The 12,792-nt window shown below is 73.2% G+C and carries 14 protein-coding genes; 6 read left to right on the top strand and 8 right to left on the bottom strand.

All coding sequences use genetic code 11. The features are described from left to right. Position 1: 1 nt before the first annotated feature. The 5 genes from SCK26_RS34115 to SCK26_RS34095 all read right to left on the bottom strand — a co-directional run bounded on the left by SCK26_RS34115 (position 2) and on the right by SCK26_RS34095 (position 3,403). Entirely contained in the window at positions 2–265 is a 264-nt protein-coding gene (locus SCK26_RS34115) for a hypothetical protein (RefSeq protein WP_318205227.1), read from the bottom strand. Continuing rightward, on the bottom strand, positions 262–762 hold the full coding sequence (locus SCK26_RS34110) for a hypothetical protein (RefSeq protein ID WP_318205226.1): 501 nt from the start codon (positions 760–762) through the stop codon (positions 262–264). Before SCK26_RS34110 ends, SCK26_RS34115 begins: the two co-directional genes overlap by 4 nt. 77 nt (positions 763–839) lie before the next feature. Beyond that, on the bottom strand, positions 840–1,352 hold the full coding sequence (locus SCK26_RS34105) for a hypothetical protein (RefSeq protein WP_318205225.1): 513 nt from the start codon (positions 1,350–1,352) through the stop codon (positions 840–842). Positions 1,353–1,404: 52 nt separating this feature from the next. Beyond that, positions 1,405–2,634, bottom strand: coding sequence for a hypothetical protein (locus SCK26_RS34100; protein WP_318205224.1), 1,230 nt, complete (start codon positions 2,632–2,634; stop codon positions 1,405–1,407). Positions 2,635–3,007: 373 nt separating this feature from the next. Next, entirely contained in the window at positions 3,008–3,403 is a 396-nt protein-coding gene (locus SCK26_RS34095; protein WP_318205223.1) for an ATP-binding protein, read from the bottom strand. A gap of 290 nt (positions 3,404–3,693) precedes the next feature. On the opposite strand from SCK26_RS34095, the gene SCK26_RS34090 reads away from it, so the two are divergent. Continuing rightward, positions 3,694–4,461: an IclR family transcriptional regulator gene (locus SCK26_RS34090; RefSeq protein ID WP_318205222.1), complete on the top strand. Its 768-nt coding sequence runs from the start codon at positions 3,694–3,696 to the stop codon at positions 4,459–4,461. A gap of 43 nt (positions 4,462–4,504) precedes the next feature. Continuing rightward, on the top strand, positions 4,505–6,019 hold the full coding sequence (glpK, locus tag SCK26_RS34085; RefSeq protein ID WP_318205221.1) for a glycerol kinase GlpK: 1,515 nt from the start codon (positions 4,505–4,507) through the stop codon (positions 6,017–6,019). A gap of 24 nt (positions 6,020–6,043) precedes the next feature. Here glpK and SCK26_RS34080 read toward each other — a convergent pair whose 3' ends face one another. After that, positions 6,044–6,721 carry a TetR/AcrR family transcriptional regulator gene (locus tag SCK26_RS34080; protein ID WP_318205220.1) on the bottom strand — a complete coding sequence of 226 codons (678 nt, stop codon included), beginning with the start codon at positions 6,719–6,721 and terminating at the stop codon, positions 6,044–6,046. Positions 6,722–6,963: 242 nt separating this feature from the next. On the opposite strand from SCK26_RS34080, the gene SCK26_RS34075 reads away from it, so the two are divergent. From SCK26_RS34075 to hemC, 3 genes are all read left to right on the top strand, one after another. Further along, positions 6,964–8,439: an MFS transporter gene (locus SCK26_RS34075; protein ID WP_318205219.1), complete on the top strand. Its 1,476-nt coding sequence runs from the start codon at positions 6,964–6,966 to the stop codon at positions 8,437–8,439. Between the two features lie 100 nt (positions 8,440–8,539). After that, complete coding sequence (locus tag SCK26_RS34070) at positions 8,540–9,520, top strand: ATP-dependent DNA ligase (RefSeq protein WP_318206148.1); 981 nt, start codon at positions 8,540–8,542, stop codon at positions 9,518–9,520. 119 nt (positions 9,521–9,639) lie between these two features. Further along, positions 9,640–10,575 carry a hydroxymethylbilane synthase gene (gene hemC / locus SCK26_RS34065; protein ID WP_318205218.1) on the top strand — a complete coding sequence of 312 codons (936 nt, stop codon included), beginning with the start codon at positions 9,640–9,642 and terminating at the stop codon, positions 10,573–10,575. A gap of 92 nt (positions 10,576–10,667) precedes the next feature. Here the strand turns inward: hemC and SCK26_RS34060 are convergent, their stop codons facing one another. After that, complete coding sequence (locus SCK26_RS34060) at positions 10,668–11,192, bottom strand: hypothetical protein (RefSeq protein ID WP_318205217.1); 525 nt, start codon at positions 11,190–11,192, stop codon at positions 10,668–10,670. A gap of 406 nt (positions 11,193–11,598) precedes the next feature. Between SCK26_RS34060 and SCK26_RS34055 the strand changes: the two genes are divergently transcribed. Next, the gene (locus SCK26_RS34055) at positions 11,599–12,390 is read left to right on the top strand and encodes an RNA polymerase sigma factor SigF (protein ID WP_318205216.1); all 792 of its coding nucleotides are present in this window, start codon (positions 11,599–11,601) and stop codon (positions 12,388–12,390) included. Between the two features lie 44 nt (positions 12,391–12,434). On the opposite strand, the gene SCK26_RS34050 is transcribed toward SCK26_RS34055, so the two are convergent. Further along, the gene (locus SCK26_RS34050; RefSeq protein ID WP_318205215.1) at positions 12,435–12,749 is read right to left on the bottom strand and encodes an ANTAR domain-containing protein; all 315 of its coding nucleotides are present in this window, start codon (positions 12,747–12,749) and stop codon (positions 12,435–12,437) included. Positions 12,750–12,792 lie beyond the last annotated feature (43 nt).

Below are 12,792 nucleotides of genomic sequence, written 5' to 3'. Positions count from 1 at the left end.
ATTACTGGAGCGTAGGCCACCGGGGCGCGTTCGCCCCGGGACGGCCCGGTACCGGGCCGTCAGCCGCTGGTGGTGACCAGGCACTCCACGGGGCCGCCGGGCACGGGGCGGCGGGCACGGGGCGGCGGGCGGCGCGGAGGGCCGCGAGGCCGGTGAACACCACGGAGGACACACCGGCCGGCGTGAACGCGGTGACATCGGCGCCGAGGACTTCCAGGACTCCCTTGCCTGCGGCGATGCCCTCCTCGATGAGGTCGAGGATCATCCCTGGCCCCGCCGCGAGGCTCCCTCCGGCCACACGACGTGTACGGGTACGCCGGCGCCGCGTGCCTTGAGCACCGTGTCGGCCGTACCGCCGCCGCGGCCGGAGGGCGGTGTGCCGTCCCACACGGCCACCAACGCATCGGCCCGCTTGACGAGTTCGGCGTTCGCCGCCTCGTAGGCGCGTCGATCAGCCGTGGCGAAGGGCATGATGACGACCTCGGACGCCGCCTTCACCAATTGGTCGAAGACGCATGCGTGTTCCGGGCCCACCTGCTTCTTCCGGTAGTCCCGCGACGGCAGGACGACGACCAGGTCTCCCCCGGCTTCGAGCACCGCTTCGGCGAACAGGGTGTCCGCTCCCGGAGCCAGGCAGGAGATCCCGATCAGGCCACCGTCCGCGCCGACCTCCTCGGCGAGCGCCTGCCGCAGGGCGTTGCGGACCGGCTCGACGCTTGCCACTGTGAGATCCATGTGCCCGGTGGTGGCGACGGTCGGCATCCGTCAACTCCCTGTTCGTCGTGGGGGCGCGGGGCCGGGCGGCCGTGCACCGGCCATCGGCCGGCCGATTGCCCACGTCACAGCGCCAGCGCCGCGAACCCTAGCAGGTACGCCACACAGAATATGACCGGAACCCACTGCTCGACGTGTGTCAACGGCAGGTAGGTGCGCCAGTTCCGGCCTCCGTCGAGCATCGCCCATTCGGCGCGCGAGTAGGCGAAGGCCGGCAGCCGCTCCTCGAACATGCCGATCACCCGCCATTTGGCCGCGTTGAGCTGCCGGTAGGAACGGACCATGAACCACCAGGCGGCGCACTGAGCGAGCAGGATCACCAACCCTGCCGCGAGCGCCGGAACCGAGAGCGACGAAGAGGGTGTGTCGTGGGCGAGTACGGCGAGAACGGTGACGACTGCGCTGTTCATCGAGAGGAAGAAGGTGTTGGCCAGATTGCGCCGGGCGCTGACCCTGTCGGCCATCTCCACGCAGAGTTTGTACTGCTCGAAGACGACCTGCTGGTATTTGTCGGCGTCCCTCGAGTAGTCCGAATGACCGACCGCCGGGTTCCACAGCGAGTCGTGCGATTCAGCCACAAAATCACCTTCCGTCAGTCGGAGGAGCCTGACACGCGCGACGCGGGCCGTATCACCGGTGGCGGCCGGGACGGTACCGGTCGAAAACCGGCTCGAGCCCTTCCTCCATAGCCGCTCGGACCACGCCGCCGAGTCTGTTCCGGCTCCTGCCCGCGCCGAAGAGTACGAAGTGTGGGGCCCAGTCGACGTCGAAGTACACAGCGCCCTTCAATGTGAGGCCGGCCGGAGGCTCGCTGTCGGGATAGGCCGGCAGGGCGGGCGGTGCCCAGGCGTCCCCCGCCTGCCCCGGTCGCACCGCGTCCTGCCCAGGCGGCGCCGCCTGGGCCCGGAACGTCTCGTACTCCTCGCGGCCGGGCACGAGGAGAACGAGTCGTTCCGCGGGGAGCAGCCGCGTCGCCTCCCTGAATTCCCACAGCAGTCCGGGACCCAGCCCCACAGCCATCACCACGAGCCGCGCTCGCCCCATCAAGTCCCAGACGGTGTCCTGCCAGTCGTCGATCGGCAGATACAGCCGCCGGGCACCGACCAGGGGAAGCCGCTCCCCGGGGCGGCCCACGGCGACCATCGGTGCCACCGGCTTCAGTGCCTGTGCCAGTTGCTCCTCCTCGGTCCGCGTGGACAGCCCGAGGTCCGACACCACGGCGCCCGGCCCGGGTGCCGGACGCTCGTTCTCCTCCAGCGCCGTACGCCGTACGTCGTCCTCGAAGGACCTCAGATAGAGCGTGAACGAGTTCCTGCGGAGTTCCGCCGGGGACCGGATGATCTCCGCGAGGTGCTGCCGTCCGAGCACGGCGAGACGGCGCGCGCCGAACAACAGGGTCTGGGCGGACACCGCGACGAGGGGAATCAGAAGGCCGAGATCCCACCAGGGCAACGGTGAGTCCGCTCCCCAGAGTCCGGGCACCGAGTTGAACGCCATGATCGGCAGGAAGAGTCGCAGACGACCGAAGCCCTGCCCGCCCGGAGGACGTCGCAGCACCACAGCGCGTACGGTCCCGAGCGCCACGGCACCGGCCACGATCAGGGCCCCGGCGACGACCGTCGGGTACCACCAGGGGGCACGCGGGCCGAACGCGTCGACGGCCATCGTGGACCGGAGCCGGGCGTCCTGCCAGTGGTCGAACGCGGCCAGGGCCTGCCAGAATCCCGCGAGACCCATCGGCCAGGCGGCGGCCAGGAGGAGCACACCCCGGGCGCGGGACTGCCGGGGTACGGCGGGCGGTAAGTCCCCGGTTCCCGCTTCCTCCGCCGCCGTCCCAGCGGGCTCCGGGTTCTTCCTCACTGCTTCGCCCCCCGTCCGCCATGGCTGCCCGAGGGTTCCTGCGGGCTGCCGACCGCTCCTGTGCCATGGTGCCGGACCGGCAGGACGTATGCACTCGGCTTCGGCAACCGCGGCGTACTGGGCTTCGAGGACGGTGGTGCGGCCGGTCAAACGGCGACATGGCGGCGCCGGGTCCGGTGAATCCGTGCGCTTCAGGGGTCCGGGGCGGCGCGCATGCCGGGCGCCGAGCAGGTGCTGCCGGAACTCGTCGCCGGCGAGCACGCCGGCGGCGAGAAGGCCGTCGTGCCCGAGACGGCGGACGCGCACGCCCCGGCCGGGCTCGGCCTGCGGCCGGTTCTCCGGCCGCCGTGGCGGCCGGGACCGGGGCCGTGCCTCAGGCCGCGACCAGCTCGGCCCAGCGGGTGATCCGCTCGGCGTGGACCCGTATGCCGTGGCGGGTCGCCAGGGCGCGGACGATCGCCTCGCCCCGGCCGTGCTCGTCCGGGTCGATCCCGGCGCGGGACGGCCCCGCGGCGAAGTCGGTTCCGGCGTCGGTGACCTCCACGCGCAGGGTGGGAGGGTGGTCGCCGCGCACCCAGGACAGCCGGAGTTCGGCCGGCGGCCGGGCGTGCACGATCGCGTTGGTGACCAGCTCCGACACCACGAGCAGCGAGTCCTCGACGATCTCCGGACATACGCTCCAGTCGGCGAGGAGCGCCGCCACCCGCCGGCGTACGGCCGAGACCGCGCCGGCGACGGGAGGCACCGGACACACATGTTCGTGTGCCACCCGAAGCAGGGTATTGAGCTGAGCCACCATGTTCTCTCCCGATCTACTGCCGGTCTCGCACGCTGTCTCGGCGTCTTCCGGGCCTCAAAGCACGTTAGGGAGACATATCGGGCGGGTCAATGAACAGGAGTCGGCATTACCGAACGCCTCCCCGCGTCCCCGGCCCGCACCGGGCTCCGCCCTGCGCGAACACCGTACGGAAGGCGGTGCGGGAAAGCCGGGCCCAGCCGTCCCAGCCGTCCCAGCCGTCCCACGGGGCGAAGCGCCCGCGGCGGTAATAGGCTCGCCTCATGGCCGGACCCGTCCAGTCGATCGAGCGGGCGGCGGCGATTCTGCGGCTGCTCGCCGGCGGGCCCCGCCGGCTCGGACTCGGCGAGGTGGCGGCCTCGCTCGGGCTGGCGAAGGGCACCGCCCACGGCATCCTGCGCACACTCCAGCACGTGGACTTCGTGGAGCAGGACGCGGCGACCGGGAAGTACCAGCTCGGGGCCGCCCTGCTGCACCTGGGCACCAGCTACCTGGACGTCAACGAACTGCGCTCACGCTCCCTGAACTGGGCCGACGCCCTGGCCGCCCGCAGCGGGGAGGCGGTGCGCCTGGGCACACCCCTGGAGGGCAGGGTCCTCGTCGTCCACCATGTGTTCCGGCCCGACGACAGCTTCCAGACGCTGGACGTGGGCGCGCTGCTGCCGCTGCACGCCTCCTCGCTCGGCAAGGTGCTGCTGGCCTACGGCACGGCGACGGCCGAGCCCGAGCGGGGGCCCGGGCTGGAGGCGTACACCCGGCACACCCTGACCGATCCCGAGCGCCTCGCCCGGGCGCTCGCCGCCGTCCGGGACACCGGATGGGCGGCCGAGATCCAGGAGATGAGCATGGGCGAGGCCGGGATCGCGGCGCCGATCCGGGGGCACGGCGGGCTCGTCGTGGGCGCCATCGGGCTGTCCGGGCCGGTGGAGCGGGTCTGCGACGGCCGGTGCCGGCCCCGGCCCGCGCTGATCGGCCTGCTCCGTGAGGCCGCGCGGGCGATCTCCAGAGATCTGGGAGCCGCCCGCTGGTAGGCCAGGACAGCCGCCCACGATCCCCCGGAAGGCAGACCCGATCATGACTGAGCGGTATGTGATGTCGGTCGATCAGGGCACCAACTCCACCCGCTGCATCCTCTTCGACCACCGCGGGCGGCTGGTCTCGGTCGCGCAGCGGGAGCACCGGCAGCACTTCCCGCGGCCCGGATGGGTGGAGCACGACGCCGTGGAGATCTGGCAGAACCTGCGCCGGGTGGTGCCCGAGGCCCTGTCCGCCGCCGGGGTCGGCACGGAGCAGGTCGCCGCCATCGGGCTGGCGAACCAGCGGGAGACCACGGTGCTCTGGGACCGGCACACCGGTGTCCCGCTGGGCCGGGCCATCGTCTGGCAGGACACCCGTACCGCGCCCCTGGTCGAGGACCTCCTGCGCCACCCCGGCGAGGCGTTCTTCCTCCAGCGGTGCGCCCTGCCGCCCTCCACCTATTTCTCCGCGCTGCGGATCCGCTGGCTGTTCGACCACGTCAAGGGCGTCGAGCAGCGCGCCCGGGACGGTGACGTGCTGTTCGGGACGATGGAGAGCTGGCTCGTCTGGAATCTCACCGGCGGCACCGGCGGCGGCCTGCACCTGACCGACGCCACCAACGCCAGCCGCACGATGCTGATGAACATCCACACGCTCGCCTGGGACGACGAGCTGCTGGACTTCTTCGGCGTGCCCCGCCCGATGCTGCCCGAGATCCGCTCCTCCGCCGAGCGGTACGGCGAGGCGAGCGCGCTGCTGCCCGGCATCCCCCTCACCGCCGCCCTCGGCGACCAGCAGGCCGCCCTCTTCGGCCAGACCTGTTTCTCCCCCGGCGAGGCCAAGTGCACCTACGGCACCGGGAGTTTCCTGCTGCTCAACACCGGCGACGACGTCGTGCGCTCCCGGCACGGGCTGCTCACCACCGTCGCCTACAAGATCGGGGACCAGCCTCCGGCCTACGCCCTGGAGGGGTCGATCGCGGTCACCGGCGCGCTCGTCCAGTGGTTCCGCGACCGCCTGGGCCTGATCGGCAGCGCCCCGGAGATCGAGACCCTCGCCCGCACGGTCGAGGACAACGGCGGCTGCTACATCGTCCCGGCCTTCTCCGGGCTGTTCGCGCCCCACTGGCGCAGCGACGCGCGCGGGGTCATCGTCGGCCTCACCTCGTACATCACCAAGGGGCATCTGGCGCGTGCGGTGCTGGAGGCCACGGGGTGGCAGACCCGGGAGGTGGTCGACGCGATGAACGCCGACTTCCCGGTGCCCCTGCCGCAGCTCAAGGTGGACGGCGGCATGACCGCGGACAACCTGCTCATGCAGTTCGTGGCCGACGTGCTCGACGTGCCCGTGGTGCGGCCCATGGTCGCCGAGACCGTCTCCCTGGGCGCGGCCTACGCGGCCGGCCTCGCCGCCGGCTACTGGCCCGGACTGGAGGTGCTGCGCCGCAACTGGCACCGGGCCGCGCAGTGGTTGCCCGCCATGGACCCCGAGCGGCGCGAGGCGGAGTACGGCGACTGGAAGCGGGCCGTCGAACGGTCCCTGGGATGGGCCGGGCCACCACGGACCTCCTGACCCCCGCCGCGCACACCGCCCGCCTCAGTCCGAGGAGGACCGCTCCGGTGCCGCCGCCCGGGCGCTGACCGGTGCCAGCCACAGGCCCACGATCGCGTCGGCGAGCCCTGTCGCGGCCTCGCTCCAGGTGGCGTGCGGGGTCGGGGTGCCCTCGGCCAGGGCCCGCTCGCGCTCGGCGCAGGTGTGCAGGATCAGCAGCCGGACCATCTGGCCGCGTTCGGCGCGGACCTCGGGCGGCAGGTCCGGCAGGGCCCGGTTCAGGCCCTCGACCGCCTCGCGCAGCGCCGGCGAGGCGAGGGACTCCTCGACCATGATCTCGTGCAGCGCCGGGTCGGTCATCACCTGCGCGCAGAAGCGGGCGTACCAGGTGGGACTGCCGAGTCCGGCCAGGTGCTCGGTGACCGGGCGGACCAGGCAGCCGACCCAGTCGCGCACGTCCGTTGAGCCCGCGGTCTCCTTCAGGGCCCGCTCCCGCAGCGTCTCGATGTGCCCGGTGTGCCGCCGGGCGACCGCGCGGACCAGGTCGGCCTTGGTGCCGAAGTGGTAGCCGACGGCGGCGTTGTTGCCCTGGCCGGCGGCCTCGCTGACCTGGCGGTTGGAGACGGCGTACACGCCGTGCTCGGCGAACAGCCGTTCCGCCGCGGTCAGGATCGCCTCCCGCGTCGCGTTCACCTGTTCGGTCCGCGCCGTCCTGCGCGCCATGCTCACCACCGCTCCGGGACGTGCGCCACCCCGGGGGCGGTCCGTCCCGCACTCCGCCCCGGGTCCTCGGCCGAAGCGGGCGAGGTCCAGCCGGTCACAGCCTACGGCGCGCCGGCCGCCCGCCCGGACCGGGCCCGGTGAGCCGCCGTCGCGCGCCCGGTCCGGCGGCGGCCCGCTAAGGTAAGTCAAGCACTTGACTTAAAAGCGGCTCGCCGCTCCTCGTTCTCCGGAAGGCTCCCTTCATGTCCGACGTCCCCGTCCGGCCCGCCGAGGCCGGCCGCACGGCACCGTCCCGGCCGGGTGCCGTGGTCGCGGTGCTGGCCCTGGCCGGGATCACCGTGTCGCTGATGCAGACCCTGGTGATCCCGATCGTGCCCGAGCTGCCCGGCTATCTGCACGCCGAGCCGTCCGACGCCGCCTGGGCGGTCACCGCCACCCTGCTGGCCGCCGCCGTCGCCACTCCGGTGGCCGGCCGGCTCGGCGACATGTTCGGCAAGCGGCGCCTGCTGCTGGTGAGCCTGGCCCTGCTGGTGGCCGGCTCGGCGGTGTGCGCGCTCAGCGACCGGCTGGTGCCGATGATCGCCGGCCGCGCGCTGCAAGGACTGGCCGCCGCCGTGGTCCCGCTCGGCATCAGCATCATGCGGGACGAGTTGCCGGCGGAGAAACTGGCCGGCTCCACCGCGCTGATGAGCGCCTCGCTCGGGGTCGGCGGCGCGCTCGGACTGCCCGCGGCGGCGTTCATCGCCGACCACTACGACTGGCACATGCTGTTCTGGACCTCCGCGAGCCTCGGCGTCGTCGCGGCCGTGCTGGTGCTGAGCCTGGTGCCGGAGTCCGGCGTGCGCACCGGCGGCCGGTTCGACCTGACCGGCGCGCTCGGCATGGCCGTCGGTCTGGTCTCGCTGCTCCTCGCGGTGTCCAAGGGCGCCGACTGGGGCTGGGGCAGCGGCACCACCCTCGGCCTGCTCGCGCTCGCCGTGGTGGTCCTGGCGGCCTGGGGCTTCTTCGAGCTGCGCACCGCACAGCCGCTGGTCGACCTGCGCACCACGGCCCGCCGCCAGGTGCTGTTCACGAACCTGGCGTCGATCGCGTTCGGCTTCTCCATGTTCGCGATGGCCCTCGTCCTGCCGCAGCTTCTCCAGCTGCCCGTCCAGACCGGTTACGGCCTGGGCAGGTCCATGCTCACCGCGGGCCTGGTGATGGCCCCGCAGGGCCTGGTGATGATGGCCACGGCCCCGGTCTCCGCCCTGATCACCAGGACGCGGGGCCCGAAGACCACGCTGATGACCGGCGCGGTGATCGTCGCCGCCGGATACGCGCTCGGCATCGTGCTGATGAGCGAGGTCTGGCACCTGGTGCTCGTCTCCTGCGTCATCGGCGCGGGCGTCGGCTTCGCCTACGGCGCCATGCCGGCGCTGATCATGGGCGCGGTCCCGGCCTCCGAGACGGCCGCCGCGAACAGCCTCAACACGCTGATGCGGTCGATCGGCACCTCGGTGGCCAGTGCCGTGGCGGGCGTGATCCTGGCCCGGATGACGATCAGCCTCGGCGGCCACGCGCTGCCGTCCGAGGACGGCTTCAAGGCCGTCATGGCGCTCGGCGCGGGCGCGGCGGCCCTCGCGTTCCTGCTCGCCGCGTTCCTGCCCCGGCACCGCCCGGCCGGCACCGCCCCCGCGGCCGCGGCGGCGGCCGCCGCGCCGGCCGAGCCGGTCGGCTGAGACGGCGCCGGGGCGGCGGCGCGGGGACCGTTCAGGGGAACCGGGCGGGAAAGACGCGTGAGCGGGCCGGGGCCGGTCGAGATCTTCTGCCGTGACCGCCGTGCCCCTGCCGCTCATCGCGCCGATGCTCGCCACCCCCGGCAGCCTGCCGCCCGCCGCCCAGGACCGGCGCTGGGCGTACGAGACGAAGCAGGACGGCCAGCGGGTGCTGGTCTATCTGCCCGGCGACGGCAGTGTGCTGCTGCGCGCCCGTTCCGGCGCCGACATCACCGCGGCCTACCCCGAGCTGAGTCCGCTGGGCGCCGCGCTGGGCTCCACGCCCGCCGTGCTGGACGGCGAGGTGCTGGCCCTGGACGAGCGGGGACGGTCCGACTTCCAGCTGCTGCAGAGCCGGATGGGCCTCGCGCACGCCCCGGCGCGGGCGGCGCGCCGGGCCGCCCGGGTGCCGGTGCACCTGGTGCTGTTCGACGTGCCGTATCTGACCGGGCCGCTGCTGCGGCTGCCGTACGCCGGGCGGCGGGCCCGGCTGGAGGAGCTGGGCCTGGCCGGGCCGTACTGGTCGGTCCCGGGCGCGGTGACCGGGCACGGCGCCGAGGCGCTGCGCGCCACCCGGGAGCACGGGCTGGAGGGCCTGGTGTGCAAGCGGCTGGACTCGGTCTACGAGCCCGGGGTCCGCTCCCGCGCCTGGATCAAGATCCGTAACATGCGCGCGGAGGACGTGATCATCGGCGGCTGGCTGCCCGGCAGGGGCCGGCTCGCCGGACTGCCCGGGGCGGTCCTGGCCGGCCAGCGCGACCCGACGGGCCGGCTGCGCTACGTCGGCGGGGTGGGCACCGGCTGGAGCGAGGCGGAACGCGTCCGGCTGGCCGAGCTGCTGCGGGACGCGGCGAGCGGGCGGTGCCCCTTCGACCCGGTGCCGCACATCCCGCAGGCGCGCTGGGTGGTGCCCCGGCTGGTGGGCGAGGTCGCGTACAGCACCCGCACCCGGCACGGCATGCTGCGCCAGCCGTCCTGGCTGCGGCTCCGCCCGGACCTCACCCCGCGGGAGTCGGCGGCGGACCTGCCGGACGAGCCGGCCTAGCGTCGTACGGCGGTTCACGGCCGTCGGCCGAACTCCCGTAGCGGCGGCGGCCGATGCCCGGTCTCCGGCACGGGTGGTGCGACCGGAGCCGTCCCGGCCCAGGGTCTATCGTGTCCACCATGTCTGCACCGGAACTGATCCGTATCGTCTCCCGCGACTCCCCCATGGCCCTGGCCCAGGTCGAGCGGGTCCGCGCCGAGTTGGCCGTGCTGCACCCGGGCGTGCGCACCGAGGTCGTCCCGGTGAAGACGACCGGCGACAAGTGGCTGGGCGATCTGTCGAAGGTCGAGGGCAAGGGGGCGTTCACCAAGGAGGTGGACGCGGCCCTCCTCGCCGGGGAGGCGGATCTCGCGGTGCACTGCGTGAAGGACGTGCCGGCCGACCGGCCGCTGCCCGCCGGTACGGTGTTCGCCGCGTTCCTCAAGCGCGACGACATCCGGGATGCGCTGGTCCACCCGGGCGGGCTGACCCTGGACGAGCTGCCGGCCGGCACCCGGATCGGCACCTCCTCGGTGCGCCGGATCGCCCAACTGGCCGCGACCCACCCGCATCTGGAGTGCGTGCCGTTCCGCGGCAACGCCAACCGCCGGCTGGAGAAGCTGGCCGCGGGCGAGGCGGACGCGCTGCTGCTGGCGGTGTCCGGCCTGGAGCGGATCGGCCGGACCGACGTCATCAGCGAGGTGCTGTCGGCGGAGGCGATGATGCCGCCGATCGGCGCGGGCATCCTGGCCCTGCAGTGCCGGGAGGACGACACCGGGCTGATCGACGCGGTGAGCGGCCTCGGCGACCCGGACACCCATCGGGAGGCGACGGCGGAGCGGATGTTCCTGCATGTGCTGCAAGGGCACTGCAACAGCCCGATCGCCGGGTACGCGCGCGTGGACCGCGGCGGCGAACTCTCGCTGCGCGCCTGTGTGTTCACCGCGGACGGCAAGACGCGGCTGAACGCCCACGAGTGGGCCGGACGGCTCGACCCGGCCACCCTCGGCACCTCGGTCGCGGTCGCACTGCTGCGGCAGGGCGCACGGGAGATCATCGACGGCATCCCGCACTGAGCCGCGTACGGCATCCGGTCGGCGAGCCGCGTACGGCGCCCGGCCGGCGCGGCGTCCCGCGCCGGCCGGGAGCGGCGCGGCGGGAGGCCGGGTCAGGCGGAGCCCGGCTCCGCCTGGTCGCGCAGGAAGGCGGAGACCTGGTGCGCCAGGCTGCCCTGGCCGGTGGCCGCGGGAGCGGCCACCGGAGCCGACTCCAGGACCCCGATGCCGCCCGCCCACAGCCGGCGGCCGGCCCACTCGTCGTCCACCCGCAGCTGCACCTGTACGTCCACGTGGCCGAGGGAGGTTTCGGGCGCGGCGGCGTAGAGCACGGCGGTGGCCCGGCGCAGCGGGTAGACGTCGAAGCCCTCGATGAACTGCGAGTTGCGCCAGTCGATGAAGGCGCCCTCGCCGTCCGGGCCGACGCGGACGTCGATCTGGCCGTCCTCCAGGTGGATGCCGCAGGGCAGCGCGCCGCGGTTCTCCACGGTCACCCGGACACTGAAATACGTCAGCCCGGCGGCGGCGTCGTCGCGTCCGCGCGGCGGCTCGGCCGCCTCCAGGCGGTGGACGCGGACCCGCAGACCGGCATGCTCCTCGCACTCCTGCCAGTCACCGACCACGTTCGGCTCGTACACAGTGCCCCTCTCGACCTTCGAGAGCTGCTGTCTATCTGTGCGCCGAGCGCACTGTCAAATGGCCGGAACGCGCCGTGGTCAGGGGAATTGGGCCTCATCGAGCGGTGATCAAGCGCTGCCCAGGAAGAACACCTCCGCGGCGGGTTCCGGCCGCCCTCCCGCGCGTGCCGCACATCACGTCCGCGGCAAGATCGGCGATCTTTCCGGCCTCTTGGTCCGATTCAGCGCTTTTACTATTATCTGTTTATAAATGTCCCTTGACGGGAATGGCCAGAACAGTGCTTCGGACAGGAGGCACGTCCGTGGGAGACCGCGCACCGCCGGCCCCCGGGTGTCCCCACTCCATGGTCCGAGCGCACCTCCCACGGTGTTGTCCCTTCAGCACCTGCTGAGAGAGGTGCGCGCGATGCGTGTCACTGGCAGCACCAAGTCCCATCCCCACGACGACGCCCCGGACACGGGCGCCGCTTTCGAGCGGCTCGCCGAACTGGCCGACGGCCCCGAGCGCCAGGCGCTGCGGGACGAGCTGGTCCGGCTGTGGCTGCCCATGGCCGAGCGGATCGCGGTGCGGTTCCGCGGCCGCGGCGAGGCCCTGGAGGATCTGTACCAGGTGGCCGCGCTGGGCCTGGTGAAGGCCGTCGACCACTACGACCCGGAGCGTGGCCGGGCCTTCGAGGCGTACGCGGTGCCCACCATCACCGGCGAGATCAAGCGTCACTTCCGGGACCACATGTGGACCCTGCACGTGCCCCGCCGGGTGCAGGACCTGCGCAACCGGGTCCGCGCCGCCGTGAAGGACCTGGCGCAGACCACGGGGGGCGGCGCGCCCAGCGTCGCCGAGATCGCCGCGTACACCCGGCTCAGCGAGGACGAGGTGCGCACCGGCATGGAGGCGCTGGAGTGCTTCTCCGCGCTGTCGCTGGACGCCGAGGTGTCCGGCACGGACGGCTACGCCCTCGGGGACTCCCTGGGCGGACCGGACCCCGGGTTCGACCTCGTCGTGGACCGGGCGGCGGTCAGACCGTGTCTGGAGGCGCTGCCCGAGCGCGAGCGCACCATTCTCTACCTGCGGTTCTTCGGAGGCATGACACAGAGCCGGATCGCCGCGCAGCTCGGGATCTCGCAGATGCACGTCTCGCGGCTGCTCAGCGGCTGCTTCGACCGGCTGCGCGAGGAACTGCTCACGGAGGTCCGCTGATCCCCGCACCCGTACGGCGGCCCCCTTCCGCCGCCGGTACGCCCCTACTCCCCCTCGGTCCCCGGCACCTGCGCGGGCCCGTACCGGTCCAGGGCGTCCTCCAGCTCGGCCCGGATGTGGTCCGGGAGGTCTCCGCGACGGCCCCAGATCAGGATCAGCTCGGCGATGTGGCGCAGCTTGATGTTGGTGTGCTGGGAGACCTCCTTCAGCACCTGCCAGCCCTGGTCCGGGGTGACCCGGCCGAGGGCCACCACCATTCCTATCGCCTGGTCCACGACCGCGTGCGAGGCCATGGCCTCCTTCAGCTGGTCGACCTCCGCCTGCAACGCGGCGATCCGGTCCGGCTCGCTCTCTCCCATCCCACCATCGTGCGCAGGGGCCTGTCCCGCTGCCACCCGGGGT

It is taken from the genome of Streptomyces sp. SCL15-4, from assembly GCF_033366695.1.
In the GTDB taxonomy this organism is placed as follows: Bacteria; Actinomycetota; Actinomycetes; order Streptomycetales; family Streptomycetaceae; genus Streptomyces.
Note: the sequence above shows the minus strand (reverse complement) of the source record. Positions and strands in the feature narration are given on the sequence as shown.

Coding starts and splice junctions, on each gene's coding strand:
- SCK26_RS34115 (WP_318205227.1), bottom strand. CDS start 265: ATGATCCTCGACCTCATCGAGGAGGGCATCGCCGCAGGCAAGGGAGTC.
- SCK26_RS34080 (WP_318205220.1), bottom strand. CDS start 6,721: ATGGCGCGCAGGACGGCGCGGACCGAACAGGTGAACGCGACGCGGGAG.
- SCK26_RS34090 (WP_318205222.1), top strand. CDS start 3,694: ATGGCCGGACCCGTCCAGTCGATCGAGCGGGCGGCGGCGATTCTGCGG.
- glpK (WP_318205221.1), top strand. CDS start 4,505: ATGACTGAGCGGTATGTGATGTCGGTCGATCAGGGCACCAACTCCACC.
- SCK26_RS34110 (WP_318205226.1), bottom strand. CDS start 762: ATGCCGACCGTCGCCACCACCGGGCACATGGATCTCACAGTGGCAAGC.
- hemC (WP_318205218.1), top strand. CDS start 9,640: ATGTCTGCACCGGAACTGATCCGTATCGTCTCCCGCGACTCCCCCATG.
- SCK26_RS34075 (WP_318205219.1), top strand. CDS start 6,964: ATGTCCGACGTCCCCGTCCGGCCCGCCGAGGCCGGCCGCACGGCACCG.
- SCK26_RS34055 (WP_318205216.1), top strand. CDS start 11,599: ATGCGTGTCACTGGCAGCACCAAGTCCCATCCCCACGACGACGCCCCG.
- SCK26_RS34050 (WP_318205215.1), bottom strand. CDS start 12,749: ATGGGAGAGAGCGAGCCGGACCGGATCGCCGCGTTGCAGGCGGAGGTC.